We start from the raw sequence: 18073 nt of genomic DNA on the forward strand, positions 1-18073 counted from the left end.
TATCCGAGAAGCGCCCTTCGACAGGCTCAGGGCTACGGTGAGGGAATGATTCCGTCCGCCGCCTAGTTGCGACGCACCGGCTTGGCGGGCGCCTTGGCGGCCGGCGTACCCTGCGCCATGCGCGCGGCGGGGTTGATCCGGCCGATCGTCTGCAGCGCATAGTTCAGCTGGAAATCCTCGATGCCCTTGGCCTTCAGCTCTTCGGCGGTCGCGGTGAAGCGCGGATCGTCCTTTTCGTCCTTTTCGAGCAGGCTGTTGTCGACCTTCTTCTCGTTGATCAGGTGGCGGCGCAAATCGCTTTCGCGGAAGCGCGGGCGGTCCTTGTAATCGGGGTCGGACAGCTGCGGCACGCGGATGTCGGGGTCGATCCCGCCTTCCTGCACGCTGCGGCCCGACGGGGTGTAATAGCGCGCCGTGGTCAGGCGCAGCGCGGTGGTGTCGGTCAACGGCAAGACCGTCTGCACCGAACCCTTGCCGAAGCTGCGTTCGCCCATGATCACCGCGCGATGCTGATCCTGCAGCGCGCCCGCGACGATTTCGGAGGCCGAGGCCGAGCCGGCGTCGATCAGCACGATCACCGGCGCGCCGCCCGCGACGTCGCCGGGTTCGGCGAAATAGCGTTCGATGTCGCCCTTGCGGCGGCCGCGCTGCGAGACGATCTCGCCGCGTTCGAGGAACAGGTCGCTGATCCCGACGGCTTCGTCGAGCAGCCCGCCGGGGTTCGAGCGGAGATCGAGGATCCAGCCGCGCGGTTTGCGGCCCAGCGATTTTTCGACCGACAGCATCGCGGCCTTGAGGTCGGTGGTCGCATCGGCCGAGAAGCTGGCGACGGTCAGCACGCCGACGTCACCCTTCACTTCCCATTTCACCGGTTTCAGGTCGATGATCTCGCGCGTCAGGGTGAGTTCGAGCGGCTTGTCCTGGCCTTCGCGCACGACGGTGATGTCGATCTTGGTTCCGGGCTTGCCGCGCATCTGCTCGACCGCTTCGTCGAGCGTCAGGCCGAAGATCAGCTCCTTGTTGATGTGGGTGATATAGTCGCCGGCCTTGATCCCGGCCTTGGCTGCCGGGGTATCGGCGGTCGGTGCGATCACCTTCACGACGCCGTCTTCCATCGTCACCGACAGGCCGAGGCCGCCATATTCGCCGTCGGTCTGGGTGCGCAGGTTCGCGAAGTCGCGCTTGTCGAGATAGCCCGAATGCGGGTCGAGGCTGGCGAGCATGCCGTTGATCGCGCCTTCGATCAGTTTCGAATCGTCGACCGGCTCGACATAGTTCGACCGCACCTCCAGGAACACGTCCATGAAGCGCGAAATCTCGTCGGTCGTCGCGGTGTCGACGGTCGCCATCGCACCCGTCGCCAGTGGCACCAGCGCGAGCGTACTCAGCGCGGCGGCACCCTGCCACAGCGCGAAACGCTGCCTGGAGGAGACGGGAGTCTTGGTCGGTTCGGTCATGGTTGTCTTTCAGCCTTGGCGGAGTCTGCGCCTGTAATCCCCGGTCCGTCATATTCCTATGCATTCATCGGGGCGTCAAGCGATGCCTCTCCATACCGGCCAGCACCCGAACGGCGGGTTAACGGCGGCGCTCAGCCGAGCATCTGGGCGATATCGACCGGGCGTCCGGCGCGGCGCAATTCGACCGTGATATGCGCGTCGTCGGCGCCCGCGCGGCCGATCGGCGCCCCCGCATCCAGCGTGTCGCCGACACTCGCCGACAGGCCGATCATCCCGGTGAGCAGCGAGGTCCAGCCGCCGCCATGGTCGATGATGACGATCTTGCCATAGCCGCGATAATCGCCGGCAAAGCTGACCCGCCCGGGGGCGGGCGCGACGACCTGGCCGCCGGGCCGCGCGACGATGGTGATGCCGCGCGAGCGCACCCCGCTGTCGTCGACTTCGCCCAGCCCTGCGACGATCCGCCCGACGACGGGCAGGCGGTACGCCCCGCGCGCCAGCTCGGCTTCCTCGGTGGCGGGTGCGGCCGAAGCGGGGGTGCCGCTCACCGGATTGGTCGGGCGCTGGACCGGTCCCGCCAGCTGCGCCAGTTCGGCGCGCACGCCGCTGTCGGCCTCCAGCGTGTCCATCAGCTCGACGATGTCGCGCGCTTTCTCGCCGAGCCCGAGCGCGCGGTCGGCCTCGAGCCGCGCGCTGCTCATCAGGTCGCGCGAGCGCAGCCGGCCTTCATTCTCGAGCCGGGTCAGTTCGTCGCGCCGCGCCGCCAGCTGCTTCTTGCTCGCGGCCAGCGCCGCGAGCGCGACCGACTGTTGCTGGCGCGTCGCGCGCAGGCCGGCGAGTTCGCGGCGCACCCCGGCGGTGCGGCGTTCGATCACCGGCATCACCGCGTCGAGTACCGCGCGGGCATGAACCATGTCGGTCAGCGATCCCGGCTGCGCGAGCACGGTCACCGGCGGCTGGCGCGACAGTTGCTGGAGCGAGGCGGTGAGTTCGAGCAGCGGCTGCTGCTGTTCGGCGAGCCGCGCCTGTTGTTCGGACAGGCGGCGGCCGACGAGCGCGACCCGCGCTTCGCCGGCGCTGATGTCGGCTTCGGCCGACTGGATGCGTGCGGCGAGCGCGGCGCTACGTTTCTTCAGCCGGTCGGCGGCGTCGGTGGCCGCTGCCGCCTGCGCCTCCAGCGCGGCGCTGCGCGACAGCGCTTCGGCCGATTGTTCCTTGGCGCTGATCAGTTGCTGGCGTTCCTGCGCGGCGATCGCTTCGGGGTCGAAGACGTCGTTCTGCGCTACCGCGAGCGCGCCGCCGGCGAGCGCCAGCAGCAGCGCGGGCAGGGCGAAGGCGCGTCTCATTGCTGGCCCTCGCGGTGATAGGGGTGGCCGGCGATGATGCTGGTGGCGCGCCACAATTGTTCGGCGAGCATTGCGCGCGCCATCAGATGCGGCCAGGTCGCGCGGCCGAAGGCGATCGCCTTGTCGGCCTGCTTGCGCTCGTCGGGGGTGAAGCCATCGGCGGCGCCCAGGCAGAAGCGCGCCTCGCGCACGCCATCGTCGCGCCAGCGTTCGAGGAGTTTTGCTAGGTCGAGGGAGGTGATCTGCTCGCCCGTTTCGTCGAGCAGGATGGTGCGGCTGCCGGGAGCGGTGGCGGGCATTTTGCCGCCGGTGTCGGGCAATTCGCTGATCTTGTGCGGCCAGGTCACGCGCTTCATGTAGCGGCCGACGAGTTCGGCCTCCGGAGATCGGCCGATGCGTCCCCGCGCGATGATGTGCAACAGCATGACGCCTCGCCTAGCCCGAGCGAGGCAGAGGCGTCAATTTACTGCGGCAACCGGCGGCGCGTCGCCGAACGACCACATGCGTTCGAGATTATAGAAGCTGCGCACTTCGGGACGGAACAGGTGGACGATGACGTCGCCGGCATCGATCAGCACCCAATCGGCGTTGGGCAGACCTTCGACGCGGACGAGACGGCCGGCTTCCTGCTTGATCCGCTGCGCCAGCTTGTCGGCGATCGCCGAGACATGGCGCGTCGACCGGCCGCTCGCGATGACCATATGGTCGGCGATGCTGCTCTTGCCGGCGAGCGGGATGGAGATGGTTTCCTGGGCCTGATCCTCGTCGAGCTGGTGGAGGATCAGCGCGTGGAGGGCGTCCACGCTGTCATTCGGTGCGGCGCCGGGCGCGGCATCCTTACTGGCGGCTATCAAGCTTTTTCATTCCTTTCGTCCGGTGCCAGGCGCGAATGCGTCAGCGGGTCGCGCAGCGCGCGGCCAGCATAGCTCTCGAACCAGCGGGGATTGGCCTGCCGTATTGCAGTTGCGGATCGCACATCGGGCGAAAATCGCAGGAACACGAGGGCAGGCGGTCTCCAGTCCGTCCAGTGAAGTTTCTGGTCCGCGGGCCGGACGAAGCGCCGAAGCCAACCCATCGCCTTTGCAGCATGGGTGCGGCCATTATAGCCCGGACGCGCGATAACCGCAATCGGCATCAACCGCGCGATCCCCCGCCAGTCGCGCCATTGGGGCAATTGGGCGAGATTGTCGGCGCCCATGATCCAGATGAACCGCCGATTGGGGTAGCGGCGGACCAGTTTTTTGAGCGTGTCGACGGTGTAGCGCGTGCCGAGTTCGGCCTCGATCGCGGTGGCGCGAATCGGCGAGCGCCGCGCCGCGCGCTGCGCCGATCCGAGCCGCGCGGGAAGCGGCGCCATGCCCTTCGCGGGCTTGAGCGGATTGCCCGGGGAGACCAGCCACCACAGTTCGTCGAGATCGAGCGCTTCGATCGCGTTCAGGCTGATCGCGCGATGCCCGCCATGCGCGGGATTGAAGCTGCCGCCGAGGAGGCCGGTGGGGATCACAGGAGGCTCTGCCAGTCGCTGCGGTTGTGGACGAAGCGCACAACAGTGATCCCGTGTCTATCGACTTCGTACAGCAGCAAGAAGGGATGGTCGGCGACAGGCCATTTCCGGATTCGCGATCCCAAGATCGCCGGGCCGGCTTGGGGGTGCTGAACTAAGAGGCTGGTTGCGGCAAGGACCGCTTCCAGCATAGGCGTGCTTGAGCCGATACCTTCGGCGTCCAGAAAATCGGCGGTCCGAAAAAGTTCTTCGTGGGCGGTTTCCGCCCATTGTAGCCGCATCAGGCCGCCTTGCGCCCTGCGATCCGGGCCTCGATTTCCGCGACCACCTGCTCGTGTGGGACGACGCGGCCCGCCGCAATGTCATCCAGTCCGACCTGAATGAAATCGACGAACTCCAATTCCTTCGTCGCAGCGCTTTCAAGAAGGCGGCTGATCACCCAAGCGCGGCTGCGCTCGTTAAACGCGGCGATCCGATCCAGCTTGGCAAGAAGATCGGCGTCGATACGGGCGGAGATGACAGCGTGCTTGGTCATGTAGCCCGTGTATCACTTGTATACAAATGACTCAAGGACGCGTCTGGCCGCTCCCGCGCACCAGCCATTTATAGGTGGTGAGCCCTTCGAGCGCGACCGGGCCGCGCGCGTGCAACCGCCCCGTTGCAATGCCGATCTCCGCCCCCAGCCCGAATTCGCCGCCGTCGGCGAATTGGGTCGAGGCGTTGTGCATCACGATCGCGCTGTCGACCTCGGACAGGAAGCGTTCGGCCACAGCGGCATCCTCGGTGACGACGGCGTCGGTGTGCTTGCTCGAATGCGCGTCGATATGCGCGAGCGCGCCCTTGAGGCCATCGACCATCGCGACCGAGACGATCGCGTCGAGATATTCGCAATCCCAGTCGTTCGCGCTGGCGGGGGTGACGTGCGGGCTGAGCCCCACCACGTTCTTGTCGCCGCGCACCTCGCACCCCGCCGCGACCAGCGCGTCGATAATGGCGAGCGGCGCGGGATAGGCGCGGTCGATCAGGATCGTCTCGGTCGCGCCGCAGACGCCGGTGCGGCGCATCTTGGCGTTGACCGCGAGCGCCACCGCCTTGGCGGGGTCGGCGGCGCCGTCGATATAGAGATGGTTGATCCCGTCGAGATGCGCGAGCACGGGAACGCGCGCCTCGTCCTGCACCCGCGCGACGAGGCTCTTGCCGCCACGCGGGATGATGATGTCGATCAGGCCCTGCGCGCGCAGCATCGCGCCGACCGCCGCGCGGTCCTGCACCGGCACCAGTTGCACCGCGTCGGCGGGCAGCCCGGTCTTGGCGAGGCCCGCCGCGAGCGCGGCGTGAATGGCGCGGTTGCTGTGCACCGCCTCGCTGCCGCCGCGCAGGATCACGGCATTGCCCGCCATCAGCCCGAGGACGGCCGCGTCGGCGGTCACATTGGGCCGGCTTTCATAGATGATGCCGACGACGCCGAGCGGCACGCGCACGCGGCTGAGCGCCATGCCGTTGGGGCGGACGCTGCGGTCGATTTCGCTGCCGACGGGATCGGCGAGCGCCGCGACCGCTTCGACCGCGCTGGCGATTCCGTTCAGCCGCCCGTCGTCGAGCCGCAGCCGGTCGAGCATCGCGGCCGACAGTCCCGCCGCGCGGCCGTCCGCCATGTCGCGCCGGTTGGCGTCGAGGATCGCGTCGGCGCGAATGCGCAACTGGTCGGCCGCCGCGTGGAGGGCCGCCGCCTTGGTCGCCGTCGGAGCAACCGCGAGCAGCTTTGCGGCGGCGCGCGCGCGCGCGCCCATGTCGGCGATCAGCGCGTCGGGGTCGGGCACGGCGGACAGGGTGTGGGCCTTGGCAGTCATGCGCGCGCCCTATCACGCTTTGCGCCGGGCGTGAAAGTCTCCGTTGCGCCGACGGCGCGCGCTGCTACCTAGGGCGGCATGAGCGGGGACATCGAAGGCATCGGGGCGGCGGTGACCGCAGGACTGGCGGCGCGCGCGGTCGAGCCGCGACACGGCGGCCCGGACGCGCATGCGGGCACGCGCTGCCTGAATTGCGGCACCAGCCTTGTCGGGTCGCACTGCCACCATTGCGGCCAGCGCGCCGACGTCCACCGCAGTTTCGGCGCGATCGGGCATGATCTGGTCCATGCGATCTTTCATTTCGAAGGCAAGATCTGGAACACGCTGCCGCTGCTCGCCTGGCGTCCGGGCGACCTGACGCGCCGCTATATTCACGGCGAACGCGCCAGTTTCATCTCGCCGCTGGCGCTGTTCCTGTTCGCGGTGTTCCTGACCTATGCGGTGCTGGCGATGGTCGGCAGCGGCGGCGGGGTTGGCGAAGGGATCGCCAAGGCCGCGGCCAACCAGACGCAGTCGAACGCGATCGCGACCCGGTTTCATGAGGAAGTCGCGGCGATCGATTCGCAGCTGGCGCGAAAGGATCTGGCGTCCGCCAAACGGCGCGAACTCGAACAGGAGCGCGAATCGCTGCACCGGACCGCCGACTATTTCGGCATCGCGCGCCCGATGACCAAGGCAGAGCGCGACAAGGGACCGCCGGTGCTGGAAAATCCCGCCGACCAGATGATGACCGGCGTCGATTTCCTCGCCCGCACAAAGGTCGATACCGGGGTGGCCTTCATCGATCATGGTTTTGAAAAGGCGAACGCCAACCCCGGCCTGCTGCTCTATAAATTGCAGGCCAACGCCTATAAATTCGCCTGGGCGCTGATCCCGCTGTCGCTGCCCTTCATGTGGCTGCTCTATCCGTTCAGCCGCCGCTTCCACACCTACGACCATTTCGTCTTCGTCACCTATTCGATTTCGTTCATGCTGCTGCTGTTCGTCGTCGTGCGGCTGATCAACCTGACCGTGATTGGCGAGATCGCGACCTTCGCGGCGATGTTCTATGTGCCCTTTCACATGTATCGCCAGCTGCGCGGCGCCTATCGCTCGTCGCGGTTCGGGGCGCTGGTGCGGACCAGCCTGCTCCTCTTGTTCAGCCTGTTTTCGGTGATCACTTTCATGCTGCTGCTGCTCGCCCTCGGGGTCATGGGCTAGCGCGCCAAATCGTCATAAAGCCGGAGCAAAGAGCGGCCAAGAAAAGGGAGACTGCCATGCATCATCTCTGGGGCGAAATGGACCGCCGCCTGCTCATCAAGCTCGGCACTGCGGGGATCGCGGCGCTGTCGCTTCCCGGCGCTGCCCATGCGATGATGGCGCAGGGTTTCACCCATGGCGTCGCGAGCGGGGAACCCGGGCCCAATTCGGTGCTGCTGTGGACGCGCTATGCCGCCGCGAACGACAGCGTGCTGACCGCCGAACTCTCCGAAAGCGCCGACTTCGCGCGCATCGCCGGCGGCGGCAGCGTCACCGCGACCGGCGAGCGCGACCATATCGCCAAGATCACCGTCGACGGGCTCGAACCCGGTCGCTGGTATTTCTATCGCTTCCTTGCCCCCGACGGCACCGCATCGCTGACCGGCCGCACCCGCACGCTGCCGCAGGGGCCGACCAGCGCCTTCAACCTGGCGCTCGTCTCCTGCTCCAACCTGCCGTTCGGCTGGTTCAACGCTTATGGTCACGCCGCCGCGCGGCAGGACATCGATCTGGTCGTCCATGTCGGCGACTATCTCTATGAATATGCCCCGGGCCGTTATCCCTCGGCCAAGCTGGCGGTGGCGGGGCGGCTGGTCCAGCCCGATCACGAGATCGTCAGCCTCGCCGATTACCGGCTGCGTTATGCCGCCTATCGCAGCGACCCCGACCTCGCGCGCCTGCACCAGCTGTTCCCGATGATCGCGCAATGGGACGACCATGAATTCGCCAACGACACATGGAAGGGCGGCGCCGAAAATCACGATGCCGACGAGGGCGACTGGACGGTGCGCGCCGCCGCCGCCGAGCGCGCTTATCGCGAATGGATGCCCGTCGCCGACAGCCGCTGGCGCCATTATCAGGTCGGCGACCTTGCGACGATCTTCCTGCCCGAAACGCGAATCACCGGGCGCGACAAGCAGGTCGAGGTCGAGGATATCATTCGCGGCCAGAGCGATTCCGCCGCCGCGCTGAAAGCCTATGCCGCGGGCGCCTATCGCGATCCCGCGCGCCAGTTGATGGGCGCCGAGCAGGAGAAATGGCTGTTCGACGGCCTCGCCGCCTCGACGAAAGCCGGCACGCGCTGGCAGGTCTGCGCGCAGCAGATCGTGATGGGCAGTCTGTTCACCCCGCCGCAGGCGCGGGACTGGTTCGGCGCCAATATGACCGACGAGGTCCGCCGCCGCGTCGAGGCGGCGCAGCTCGCCGCCAAGGCCGGGCTGCCGCTCAATCTCGACGGCTGGGACGGCTATCCCGCCGCGCGGGCGCGCCTGCTGGCTGCGGCGCAGCGGGCCGACGCCGATTTCGTCACCCTGTCGGGCGACAGCCACAATGGCTGGGCTTTCGACCTCAGCGAAGGCGGCAAGCCCGCCGGGATCGAGATCGGCGGTCACAGCGTCACCTCGCCGGGTTTCGAAAATTACACCCCCGGCATTTCCGAAGAGACGCGCGTGGCGGCGCTGCTCGGATCGTCGCCGCAGCTCAAATGGGCGAACACCCGCGATCGCGGTTATGTGTCGGTGGCGATGACCCGCGACAAGGTCACCGCCAATTGGCACAGCGTCGAGACGATCCGCACCCGGTCGCTGGCGCTGAAAGATACGCACAGCATGACGGTGCGGCGCGGGAAACGGATGTACGACATGGTTTGACAAATCGTCGCCCCCGCGAAGGCGGGGGCCGTTGTCGATCAAACACGGCGTTGAGCAACATCTCCGGCGGCCCCCGCCTTCGCGGGGACGACGGCGTTATTTATACGGCGGCGCATCCTCGAACTCGCCGAACGAGGGATAATCCTTCGCCACGCTCGCGGTGAAATTGGGTTCGCGCTTTTCGAGGAAGCTCGTCACCCCCTCGGCCGCGTCGGGGCTGCGCCCGCGCGAGAAGATCACCCGGCTGTCCCAGCGGTGCGCGCTCATCGGGTGCGGGGCGCCGAGCATCCGCCACATCATGTGACGCGTCAGCGCGACCGACACCGGCGCGCTGTCGGCGGTCAGTTCGCGCGCCTTGGCGATCGCGGCGTCGACGAGTTCGCCGGGGGCATGGACCGACTGGACGAGGCCTTTCTCATGCGCTTCGGCGGCGGGGACCAGCCGCCCCGAATAGCACCAGTCGAGCGCGGTCTGGATGCCGACGAGGCGCGGCAGGAACCAGCTCGACGCCGCCTCGGGCACGATGCCGCGGCGCGCGAAGACGAAGCCATAGCGCGCGGTGTCGCTCGCGAGGCGCGCGTCCATCGACAGCGTCATCGTCGCGCCGATGCCGACGGCGGCGCCGTTGATCGCGCCGAGCACCGGCTTCTTGCATTCGAAAATCCGCATCGACACGCGCCCGCCGCCGTCGCGGATCAGCGGATGCGACCAGTCGATGGTGCCGTCCTCGGCGACCGGGCTCGCCGGGATGCCCTCGGGCAGCAACGCGGCCTTGTCGGTGCGCTTGTCATAATCGAAGGTCGATCCGCCCGCGCCGAGGTCCGCCCCCGCGCAATAGGCGCGGTCGCCATGGCCGGTGAAGATCACCGCGCGCACCCCGTCGTCGGCATCGCATTCGTCGAGCGCGGCGACGATCTCGGTCATCATTTCGGTGGTGAAGGCGTTCATCCGGTCGGGCCGGTACAAAGTCAGCAGCGCGATGCCCTCATGCCGGTCGAGGCGAATCTGGTCGAAGCTCATGTCTCTCTCCTTGTGGTTGCCGCTAGGGTCGCAAGGGATGCGGAGGAAGGCAAGCTCTAGTTTACGTAAGCGTAAAGGTACGGTGGGTCGTCGGCCGTCCCGAAACCCCGGGGATGACGCGCCCGACCTTTGCCGCTATAGGCGCCCGAACCGCCCCGGCGCCGCGCCTCTTATGAGTCGCATTCGCCGGGGCCAGCTATTTGGACGTCAAGGAAAGCACCCGCCCATGGCCCGTCGCCGCCAGATCTACGAAGGCAAAGCCAAGATCCTCTATGAAGGCCCCGAACCGGGCACGCTGATCCAATATTTCAAGGATGACGCGACCGCGTTCAACGCCCAGAAAAAGGGCACGATCAGCGGTAAGGGCGTGCTCAACAACCGGATTTCGGAGCATGTCTTCACCCTGCTCGGCAACATCGGCGTCCCGCATCATTTCATCCGCCGCCTCAACATGCGCGAGCAGCTGATCCGCCAGGTCGAGATCGTGCCGATCGAGGTGATCGTGCGCAACGTCGCCGCCGGCACGCTGTCGAAGCGCCTCGGGATCGAGGAGGGGACGCAGCTCCCCCGCACCCTGATCGAATATTGCTACAAGGACGATGCGCTCGGCGATCCGCTCGTCGCCGAGGAGCATATCGCCTGCTTCAACTGGTGCAGCCAGGAAGAATTGCACGACATCCAGGACATGGCGATCCGCATCAACGACTTCATGTCGGGTATGTTCGCTGCGGTCGGCATCCGCCTGATCGACTTCAAGCTCGAATTCGGCCGGCTTTACGACGGCGATTTCAGCCGCATCATCCTTGCCGACGAGATCAGCCCCGACGGCTGCCGCCTGTGGGACATGACCACCAACGAAAAGCTCGACAAGGACCGCTTCCGCCGCGACCTAGGCGGCGAAGTCGAAGCCTATCAGGAAGTCGCGCGCCGGCTCGGCCTGCTGCCCGAAGGCGTCGACAATGCGGTGCTCGACCTGGAAAGCCACCGGAAGAAAAAGGGCAGCTGAGGCTGCCCGGCGTAAATCCTAAATCCCGTTCGTGTCGAGCCAAGTCGAGACACCCAGAGGCTGGGCCCCGCCCCCAGGGGCATCTCGACTTCGCTCGATGCGAACGGTTGATTTTATCCCACGCTAGATATTGATGCTCGTCGGGATCAGGCTCGGCTGCAGGTAGGTGTAGGGCTGCATCCGCTCGGCATTGCGCGCGACGATTTCGGCCTCGACCCCGGTAAGCGCGGTCTGGAACGCCGCGAGCGGCCCGCCGGGCGCGGTCACCGCCGGGTCCTGGAACCAGGTCGGATAGGGGTAGGCGTTGCTCAGATACTGGCCGAGCGGGCGGTAATAGAGCGACCCCAGCAGTTCGAGCGTGTTGAGCTGTTCGAGCGCCAATGCCACCGGCGGCAGCGTCGCCAGCCATGCGGCCTTGTCCTGACCTGCCTGCGCGGCCGGCGGCGCCTGCCAGGCCGCACCGGTGACGGCGGGGGCAAAGGCCAAGATGCTTTTCTGCGGGAAATTGACCGCCGCATGTTGCGCGCTCGCGGTAAACATCACCATCGTGCAGACGTCGACGAGCTGCGCGCGCGTGGCGATCGCGTCGAACCCCTTGATCTGCGCCTCGCCGACCAGCGTCGCGGTCCAGGCGGCGAGTTCGGTGTCGCCGGTGACATCGGCGTCGCTGGTGTAATAATGTTCGACATAGGCCTTGGCCCAGCCGTGGATCGCGCCCCATACGAGCAAGGCGTCGTCGCGGTACGGATAGTCGGCGAGCGTCGAGCCGGTGCCGACGCCGCGTGCGGCGAGGTCGGCGGGCAGCATCTTGCCATAGAAATCGAACGCCAGCCGGTCGTCGACCGCCGCGAGCTGGCTCGAGGTGATCGTGCCGGCGAAAATATGATCGATCGGGCCGCCCGCCGCGATCAGCGACGTCGCCGCCTGATCGTTGATGAACAATGTCCCCTCGAAATGCGGGACGAGCAGCGCCCACAGCGGATGCACTTCGGCGAGGTGACGATGGGTGGCGACGGCAAAGGCCTCGATCACCAGATGCGTGCGCGCGAGATGGGTGAAGAGTTCGTGATAATTGCCGTCGGCGACCTGCACGACCAGCTTCGCCATTTCCCAGCCCCATTGGTCGTCGGCGACCACCGAAGGCGTGAAGATCGGGCCGCTCGCCGCGTCCTGCCCGCACTGGATCGCGACCGGCACCAGCGACGACCCGCCCGGCGGCACCGCGAACAATGCCATCGGCTGGCTGACATATTTCTGGTCACTGCCATAGGTGCCGGCGGTCAGCACCGACAGCTCCTGATAGTCGAGCAGGAAAAGGCGTCCCGCGAGCAACGCGTCGGACAGCGTGTCGCCATTCACCACCGACGCATATTGCGCGTCGGTGATCGGGAAATTGGCGGGGATCGCGGTGATGCCGGCGATCAGCATATTGTTCGGCCCCGCGACGCGCAGCCGCGCGAACTCGGTGTCGTCCTGGAAAGTATAGGCGATGCCGGGAACCGGCAGCGTGTCGAACAGCGCGCGATAGGCGTCGAGCGTGCGCGGCGTGCCGCCGCCCAGGCCGGCGGCTTCCGCATCGGTCAGCGCGATCATGTCCTTCAGCGCATCCTTGTAACCGGTGAGCAGCGCGACATGCATGTCGTGCTCGGCGGCTTCGACCGCGGCTTCGATGTCGCCGACGACGCGCTCGACAATATTGCCGCCCTGGTGGACGCCATGCTGCGCGGCCAGTTTTGCCGCCGACGCCTCGATCGCATCGCATTGCGCGAGCGCGGTTTCATACTGCGTGCGCGGCGTGTCGAGTTCGCCCTTGTCGACGCCGCCGAGCTTCACCGTCAGCGCGTTGCGCGCGATCGCCAGCAGGATGCCGATCAGCGTCAGGCCCCAGGGAATCGTCGGCTCGTTGCTCGCGGGCACCGATGCCGCGAGCGGCAGGCCGGGCAGGGTCGGAATATCGGTCGTCCACACATAGACGCTTTGCGACAGGACGAGCTGCGCGGCGCGCGCGGTCTTCTGCGCCGGCGTGTCGTTCTGCGGCAGGCTGGGCGCGGCGGACGGCAAGGCGGCGAGCGCGACCGGCGACGACGACGCGGCTTTGGGCGTGGACTGGAAAGACATGCTCCTATTCCCCTCTCGATGATGCGGTATCGGGAGCGGCCTATCGCAAAACATGGTTAATATTTTGCCAGTCCTTGCTTCGTGCTACGCGCTTAGCCGGATGAAAAATGGGGATTCTGTTCCTTAACCGATGCTTTACTTGCGCTTGCTATCCCGCTGTCCATGACGGGGGTCTATCACTGGTTACGGACGCGGGTGTTCCCGCCGGTTCCGCAAGCAATTCGCGACGATGTCGCGTTGCTGCGCGCCAATCGCATCGAAACGCTGACCCCGATGCTGTTCCTGACCCTCGCGGCGACGACGCCGACCGCCATCTATGGCGGGGTGGCGACGGTGCATCCGTTCATCCGCATCGGTTTTCCGGTCATCCTCGCGGTGGTCAGCCTGCTCGGTTTCGTGATCCTGTGGCGCAATCGCGGTCGGCGGATGAGCGTGCGCCGCGCCAGGAGGATGATCGTCGAATCGACCTGGCTGTCGGGCACGATGGGGCTAATGTGCAGCGTGTGGACGGTGATCAACTGGTTCGCCGCGCCGCCCGAGGCGCACAGCTATTATGCGATGATCATGGCGATGGGGTCGCTCGCGACCGCTTATTGCCTGTCGTCGATCCGCTTCACCACCTTCGTCAATCTCGGCATCGGGCTGGTCCCGATCATGCTGCTGATGCTGACGTCGGGCAACCCACCCGAAATTGCCGCAGGCACCAGCCTGTTCGTCGCCACGGTTTTCCTGCTGCGGATGATCCTGCAACAGCACAGCCAGTTGATCGACCTGCTCCAGCTCCAGCAACAGATGCGCGATCTCGCGCATACCGACCCGCTGACCGGCCTGTGGAACCGCCGCGAACTCGACGCCCGGCTCGACCAGGAAATCGCCGCTGCCGAGTCCGATACGCGCTTTGCGATCGCGCTGCTCGACCTCGACGGGTTCAAACCGGTGAACGACCAATATGGTCACGCCGTCGGCGATGCCCTGCTCTGCGAAGTCGCGGCGCGCCTGCGTCATGCATGCGGCGGCGCGGCGATCGTCGCGCGTCAGGGCGGCGACGAATTCGCGATCCTCGTGCCCGCAGGGTCGCCGCTGCTCGACACCTCGCTCTCGGGCCATATTCTCTGCGAACTCGCCATGCCCTATCGCATCGACGGGGCGACGATCCATGTCGGCGCCAGCATCGGCGTCGCGACCTGGCCCGAACATGGCACGACCGCCAAAAAGCTGTTCGAAATCGCCGACCGCGCCGTTTATGCCGCCAAGGCCGCCGAACGCGATCCCATGTCGTCCGTCGAAAGCGCGGCGCAGGCGGGATAGCCGCCGCTTGACCCGCTTCGCCCCCGTCGCCAGACGGGTGCGATGAAGTCCCGCTCGATCCGGCGCGCCACGCTCGCGCTTTCGCCCCTCGTCCTGCTCATCGCCACCGCCGGTTCGGCACGCACCGCCGATCCGATCCCCGCTGCCGCGCCCGCGAATCCGCAAAGCGACGCGGCGCGCGCCTGGAATTTTGCGCCAAGCGACGTGGCGGTCGATCCGAACATCGTCTTCGGCGTGCTGCCCAACGGCATGAAATATGCGCTGCTGAAAAACAGCACGCCCAAGGACAGCGTGTCGCTGCGGCTGCGTTTCGACGTCGGCAGCTTCGCCGAGGCCGACGACCAGCGCGGACTGGCGCATTTCCTCGAACATATGGCGTTCAACGGGTCGACCAACGTGCCCGAGGGCGAGATGATCAAGCTGCTCGAGCGCAAGGGGCTCGCCTTTGGCGCCGACACCAATGCCTCGACCGGCTTCGACGAAACCGTCTATCAGCTCGACCTGCCCAATGCCTCCGACGATCTGATCGACACCGGCCTGATGCTGATGCGCGAGACGGCGAGCGAATTGAAGATCGACCCCGAGGCGGTGAACCGCGAACGCGGCATCATCCTGTCCGAACGGCGCGCGCGCGACACCTATCAATTGCGCAGCCTGGTCGACCAGCTCGATTTCCAGATGAAGGGCATGATCGCCGCCGACCGCATTCCCGTCGGCACGATCGAGGTGATCCAGTCGGCCCCCGCCGCGCGCATCCGCGACCTCTATGACCGCTATTACCGCCCCGAACGCGCGACTTTGGTGATGGTCGGCGATTTCGATCCCGCTGCGGTCGAGGCGAAGATCAAGGCGCGCTTTGCCGACTGGACGGGGCGCGGCCCCGCCGGCGCCGATCCCGACATCGGCACGGTCGATTATGCGCGCGCTTCGGCGGCCGATGATTTCGTCGATCCCGCGATCGCCGACAGCGTGACAATCGCCGCCTTCAAACCGTGGGTGAAACTGCCCGACACCCAGGCCAAGCGCGCCAAAGACCTGGCCGAGGGGATCGGCGAAGCGATCCTCAGCCGCCGCCTCGCCAAGCTCGCGCTCGCCGAGGATTCGCCGATCCTGGGGGGCTATTTCGGCGACTCGAACGGCTGGGACGTGTTCGACCAGGTCACCATCGGCGCGACCGCCAAGACCGGATCGTGGCGCGAAGCGCAGGCGCTGATCGAGCAGGAATGGCGCCGCGCCGCCGAGCATGGCTTCACCCAGGCAGAGGTCGACGAGCAGCTCGCCAACCGCCGCACCGCGCTGAAGAATGCGGTCGCCGGGGTCGATACCCGGCGCAGCGAAAATCTCGCCGATGTGCTGGTCGAGGCGGCGAAGGGCGATTTTGTCGTCGTCCGTCCCGAAACCTCGCTCGCCCTGTTCGACGCGGTCGCGCCGTCGCTCAGCGCCGCAGCGGTCACGTCGGCCTTTCGGCAGCGCGTCGCCGGCCTTGGCGCGCCGCTCGTCCGGGTGACGAGCAAGACGCCGATCGACGGTGGCACCGACGCGATCCTCGCGGCGCTGAAAACGTCGCAGCAGGTCGCAGTCGCCGCGCCCGCCGCCGCGACGAGCGCCGCCTTCGCCTACACCGACTTCGGCACCCCCGGAAAGATCGTCAGCGACCAGCGCATCGAGGATCTGGGCATCCGCCGCATCCGCTTTGCCAATAATGTCATGCTCAATATCAAGAAGACCGATTTCCAGAAGGACACGGTCTATCTGGGGCTGCGCATCGACGGCGGCAGCCTGTTGTCGACGAAGGCGGACCCGACCCGCGTAGCGCTCGCCGGATCGATCAGCCTCGGCGGGCTCGAGGCGCACAGCCGCGACGAACTCAGCACGATCCTCGCCGGCAAGACGGTGAGCAGCAGCGTCGGCAGCGCGACCGACAGTTTCGGCGGCACCGCGCGCACCTCGCCCGAGGATTTCAAGCTGCAGGCGCAGTTGATGGCGGCGTTCCTGACCCATCCGGGCTATCGCGCCGACGGGCTCGCGCTGATCCGCCGCTTCCTGCCGCAGCAATATGCCGCGAACGACGCGACGCCCGCCGCCGTGCTCGGTCGCGACGCCGGGGGCATCCTCGCGAACAATGATCCGCGCACGGTGACCCCGTCGCTCGACACGATGATGGCGCTCGACTGGGCGAGCCTGAAACCGGCGGTCGCCGACAGCTTCGCGCATGGCGCGATCGAGATCGGCGTCGTCGGCGACATCGACGAGGCGGCGGCGATCGACGCGATCGCGGCGACCTTTGGCGCGCTGCCCGAACGCCGCCCGGCCTTCGATCCGCGCCCCGACGCGCGCATCCGCGACTATGCCACGGACCGCAGCGAACGCACGCTGATCCACAAGGGTCCCGCCGAACAGGCCGAACTGCGCATCTATTGGCCCGCCCGCGACGACAGCGACCTCACCGAAGCGATGCGGTTGCAATTGCTGTCGCGGGTGATGCAGCTGATGCTGACCGAGGAATTGCGCGAGAAGCTGGGCGAAAGCTACAGCCCCGGCGCCGGCGCCAGCCTGTCGGACGACTTCCCGGGCTATGGCCATCTCTTCGCCGCGAGCAATATCGATTATAAGGATATCGCGACCACCCGCGCCGCGATCCTCGGCATCGCGAAGGAATTGCGCGACGCGCCGGTCGACGCCGACCTGCTTGACCGCGCGCGGCGGCCGATGGTCGAGGCGATGACCAAGGCGCGGCGGGAAAACAGCTATTGGCTGCCCTATGTGGCCGCCGCGACGAGCAAGGAAGCCCGCCTCGACCGCAGCCGCAAGAGCATCGCCGAAGTCGAGGCGGCGACCCCCGCCGAGTTGCAGGCGCTCGCCAAACGCTATCTCACCGACGACAAGGCGCTGGTGATCAAGGCGGTGAGCGACAAGGCGGGGAAATAGGGGCTGGCGTTGAGTGGAGGGCGTTAGGGGCCATAAAGCCCCTCCCCTGAAGGGGAGGGCGTGGTTCAGTCTCAACGTCCGCTTACCACCCCATCCCGGCCATTGGGAGGATGCCGGGCGTCCTCGGGCATCGCGCCTAAACCCGCCCCGGCGCCCTGGCCCGCAGGAAATTCTCGAGCGCCGCAAAAATCATCGCGCGTGCGTCGCCGCCGAGCATCTCGGCGGTCAGCACATCGAACCGGGCGCGGTCGTGGCGGCCGGCGGCGCCGATCATCGCGGCGAGCAGGCTTTCGTCGAAGCTGGCGCTTGGGCAGCAGGGCGGGGCGACGGCGAAGGGGTCGGGCCAGCTGTGGCCGATCGCCTCGACCACCAGGCGAAAGCGCCGCGCCGCGAGGATATTGCCCCAACGCCGTTCGAGTTCGGGCATCGGGTCGCGTTCGCTGCGGCGGCAGAGGATGCAGTAGCGCAGCGCGAGCACCGCCTGCGCCGCATCGACGGGCAGGTCGCGGATCAGCGGCTGTTCGGTCAGTTGCCGGATCAACAGGCTCGTTTCCATGGCGGCGTCCCTTTCCCGTGCGGTCCGGTCGATTGGCGCAGGTCCCGCGCCGGATCCTGGAAAAAGCCGCCGGCCGCTGCGGGGTGCAGCGG

Annotated in this window: 16 protein-coding genes; 5 read left to right on the forward strand and 11 right to left on the reverse strand. The window is 67.1% G+C overall.

All coding sequences use genetic code 11. The features are described 5' to 3' along the window. Positions 1-62: 62 nt before the first annotated feature. The 8 genes from ACREB7_RS16915 to ACREB7_RS16950 all read right to left on the reverse strand — a co-directional run bounded on the left by ACREB7_RS16915 (position 63) and on the right by ACREB7_RS16950 (position 6157). Positions 63-1457 carry a S41 family peptidase gene (locus ACREB7_RS16915; protein WP_431593448.1) on the reverse strand — a complete coding sequence of 465 codons (1395 nt, stop codon included), beginning with the start codon at positions 1455-1457 and terminating at the stop codon, positions 63-65. Between the two features lie 131 nt (positions 1458-1588). Next, positions 1589-2803, reverse strand: a complete 1215-nt coding sequence (locus ACREB7_RS16920) for a murein hydrolase activator EnvC family protein (RefSeq protein WP_431593449.1) — start codon at positions 2801-2803, stop codon at positions 1589-1591. Beyond that, a complete protein-coding gene (locus ACREB7_RS16925; RefSeq protein WP_431593450.1) occupies positions 2800-3228 on the reverse strand; it encodes a 23S rRNA (pseudouridine(1915)-N(3))-methyltransferase RlmH in 429 nt (142 codons plus the stop codon). Before ACREB7_RS16925 ends, ACREB7_RS16920 begins: the two co-directional genes overlap by 4 nt. A 33-nt stretch (positions 3229-3261) precedes the next feature. Further along, complete coding sequence (rsfS, locus tag ACREB7_RS16930; RefSeq protein ID WP_197411701.1) at positions 3262-3657, reverse strand: ribosome silencing factor; 396 nt, start codon at positions 3655-3657, stop codon at positions 3262-3264. Beyond that, the gene (locus ACREB7_RS16935; protein ID WP_431593451.1) at positions 3654-4307 is read right to left on the reverse strand and encodes a nicotinate-nucleotide adenylyltransferase; all 654 of its coding nucleotides are present in this window, start codon (positions 4305-4307) and stop codon (positions 3654-3656) included. The genes rsfS and ACREB7_RS16935 overlap by 4 nt, the downstream gene beginning before the upstream one ends. Beyond that, entirely contained in the window at positions 4304-4588 is a 285-nt protein-coding gene (locus ACREB7_RS16940; RefSeq protein ID WP_431593452.1) for a type II toxin-antitoxin system RelE/ParE family toxin, read from the reverse strand. Before ACREB7_RS16940 ends, ACREB7_RS16935 begins: the two co-directional genes overlap by 4 nt. Continuing rightward, positions 4588-4842, reverse strand: coding sequence for a CopG family ribbon-helix-helix protein (locus tag ACREB7_RS16945; RefSeq protein WP_431593453.1), 255 nt, complete (start codon positions 4840-4842; stop codon positions 4588-4590). Before ACREB7_RS16945 ends, ACREB7_RS16940 begins: the two co-directional genes overlap by 1 nt. 31 nt (positions 4843-4873) lie before the next feature. Further along, positions 4874-6157 (reverse strand): glutamate-5-semialdehyde dehydrogenase, encoded by a 1284-nt coding sequence (locus tag ACREB7_RS16950; protein ID WP_431593454.1) that lies wholly within the window; start codon positions 6155-6157, stop codon positions 4874-4876. Between the two features lie 78 nt (positions 6158-6235). On the opposite strand from ACREB7_RS16950, the gene ACREB7_RS16955 reads away from it, so the two are divergent. Continuing rightward, on the forward strand, positions 6236-7357 hold the full coding sequence (locus ACREB7_RS16955; RefSeq protein ID WP_431593455.1) for a DUF3667 domain-containing protein: 1122 nt from the start codon (positions 6236-6238) through the stop codon (positions 7355-7357). A gap of 56 nt (positions 7358-7413) precedes the next feature. Next, positions 7414-9045, forward strand: coding sequence for an alkaline phosphatase D family protein (locus ACREB7_RS16960; protein WP_431593456.1), 1632 nt, complete (start codon positions 7414-7416; stop codon positions 9043-9045). A gap of 96 nt (positions 9046-9141) precedes the next feature. Here ACREB7_RS16960 and ACREB7_RS16965 read toward each other — a convergent pair whose 3' ends face one another. Beyond that, positions 9142-10065: a crotonase/enoyl-CoA hydratase family protein gene (locus tag ACREB7_RS16965; protein WP_431593457.1), complete on the reverse strand. Its 924-nt coding sequence runs from the start codon at positions 10063-10065 to the stop codon at positions 9142-9144. A 226-nt stretch (positions 10066-10291) separates the two neighbouring features. Between ACREB7_RS16965 and purC the strand changes: the two genes are divergently transcribed. Further along, complete coding sequence (gene purC / locus ACREB7_RS16970) at positions 10292-11071, forward strand: phosphoribosylaminoimidazolesuccinocarboxamide synthase (protein WP_431593458.1); 780 nt, start codon at positions 10292-10294, stop codon at positions 11069-11071. 123 nt (positions 11072-11194) lie between these two features. Here purC and ACREB7_RS16975 read toward each other — a convergent pair whose 3' ends face one another. Further along, entirely contained in the window at positions 11195-13189 is a 1995-nt protein-coding gene (locus ACREB7_RS16975; protein WP_431593459.1) for a lipoxygenase family protein, read from the reverse strand. Between the two features lie 162 nt (positions 13190-13351). Between ACREB7_RS16975 and ACREB7_RS16980 the strand changes: the two genes are divergently transcribed. Both ACREB7_RS16980 and ACREB7_RS16985 read left to right on the forward strand, forming a co-directional pair. Next, complete coding sequence (locus ACREB7_RS16980; RefSeq protein WP_431593460.1) at positions 13352-14497, forward strand: GGDEF domain-containing protein; 1146 nt, start codon at positions 13352-13354, stop codon at positions 14495-14497. Positions 14498-14539: 42 nt separating this feature from the next. Next, positions 14540-17425, forward strand: a complete 2886-nt coding sequence (locus ACREB7_RS16985) for a M16 family metallopeptidase (protein WP_431593461.1) — start codon at positions 14540-14542, stop codon at positions 17423-17425. Between the two features lie 136 nt (positions 17426-17561). Here the strand turns inward: ACREB7_RS16985 and ACREB7_RS16990 are convergent, their stop codons facing one another. Then, positions 17562-17981 (reverse strand): addiction module antidote protein, encoded by a 420-nt coding sequence (locus ACREB7_RS16990; RefSeq protein WP_431593462.1) that lies wholly within the window; start codon positions 17979-17981, stop codon positions 17562-17564. Positions 17982-18073 lie beyond the last annotated feature (92 nt).

Source organism: Sphingopyxis sp. (assembly GCF_050725615.1).
Lineage (GTDB): Bacteria > Pseudomonadota > Alphaproteobacteria > Sphingomonadales > Sphingomonadaceae > Sphingopyxis.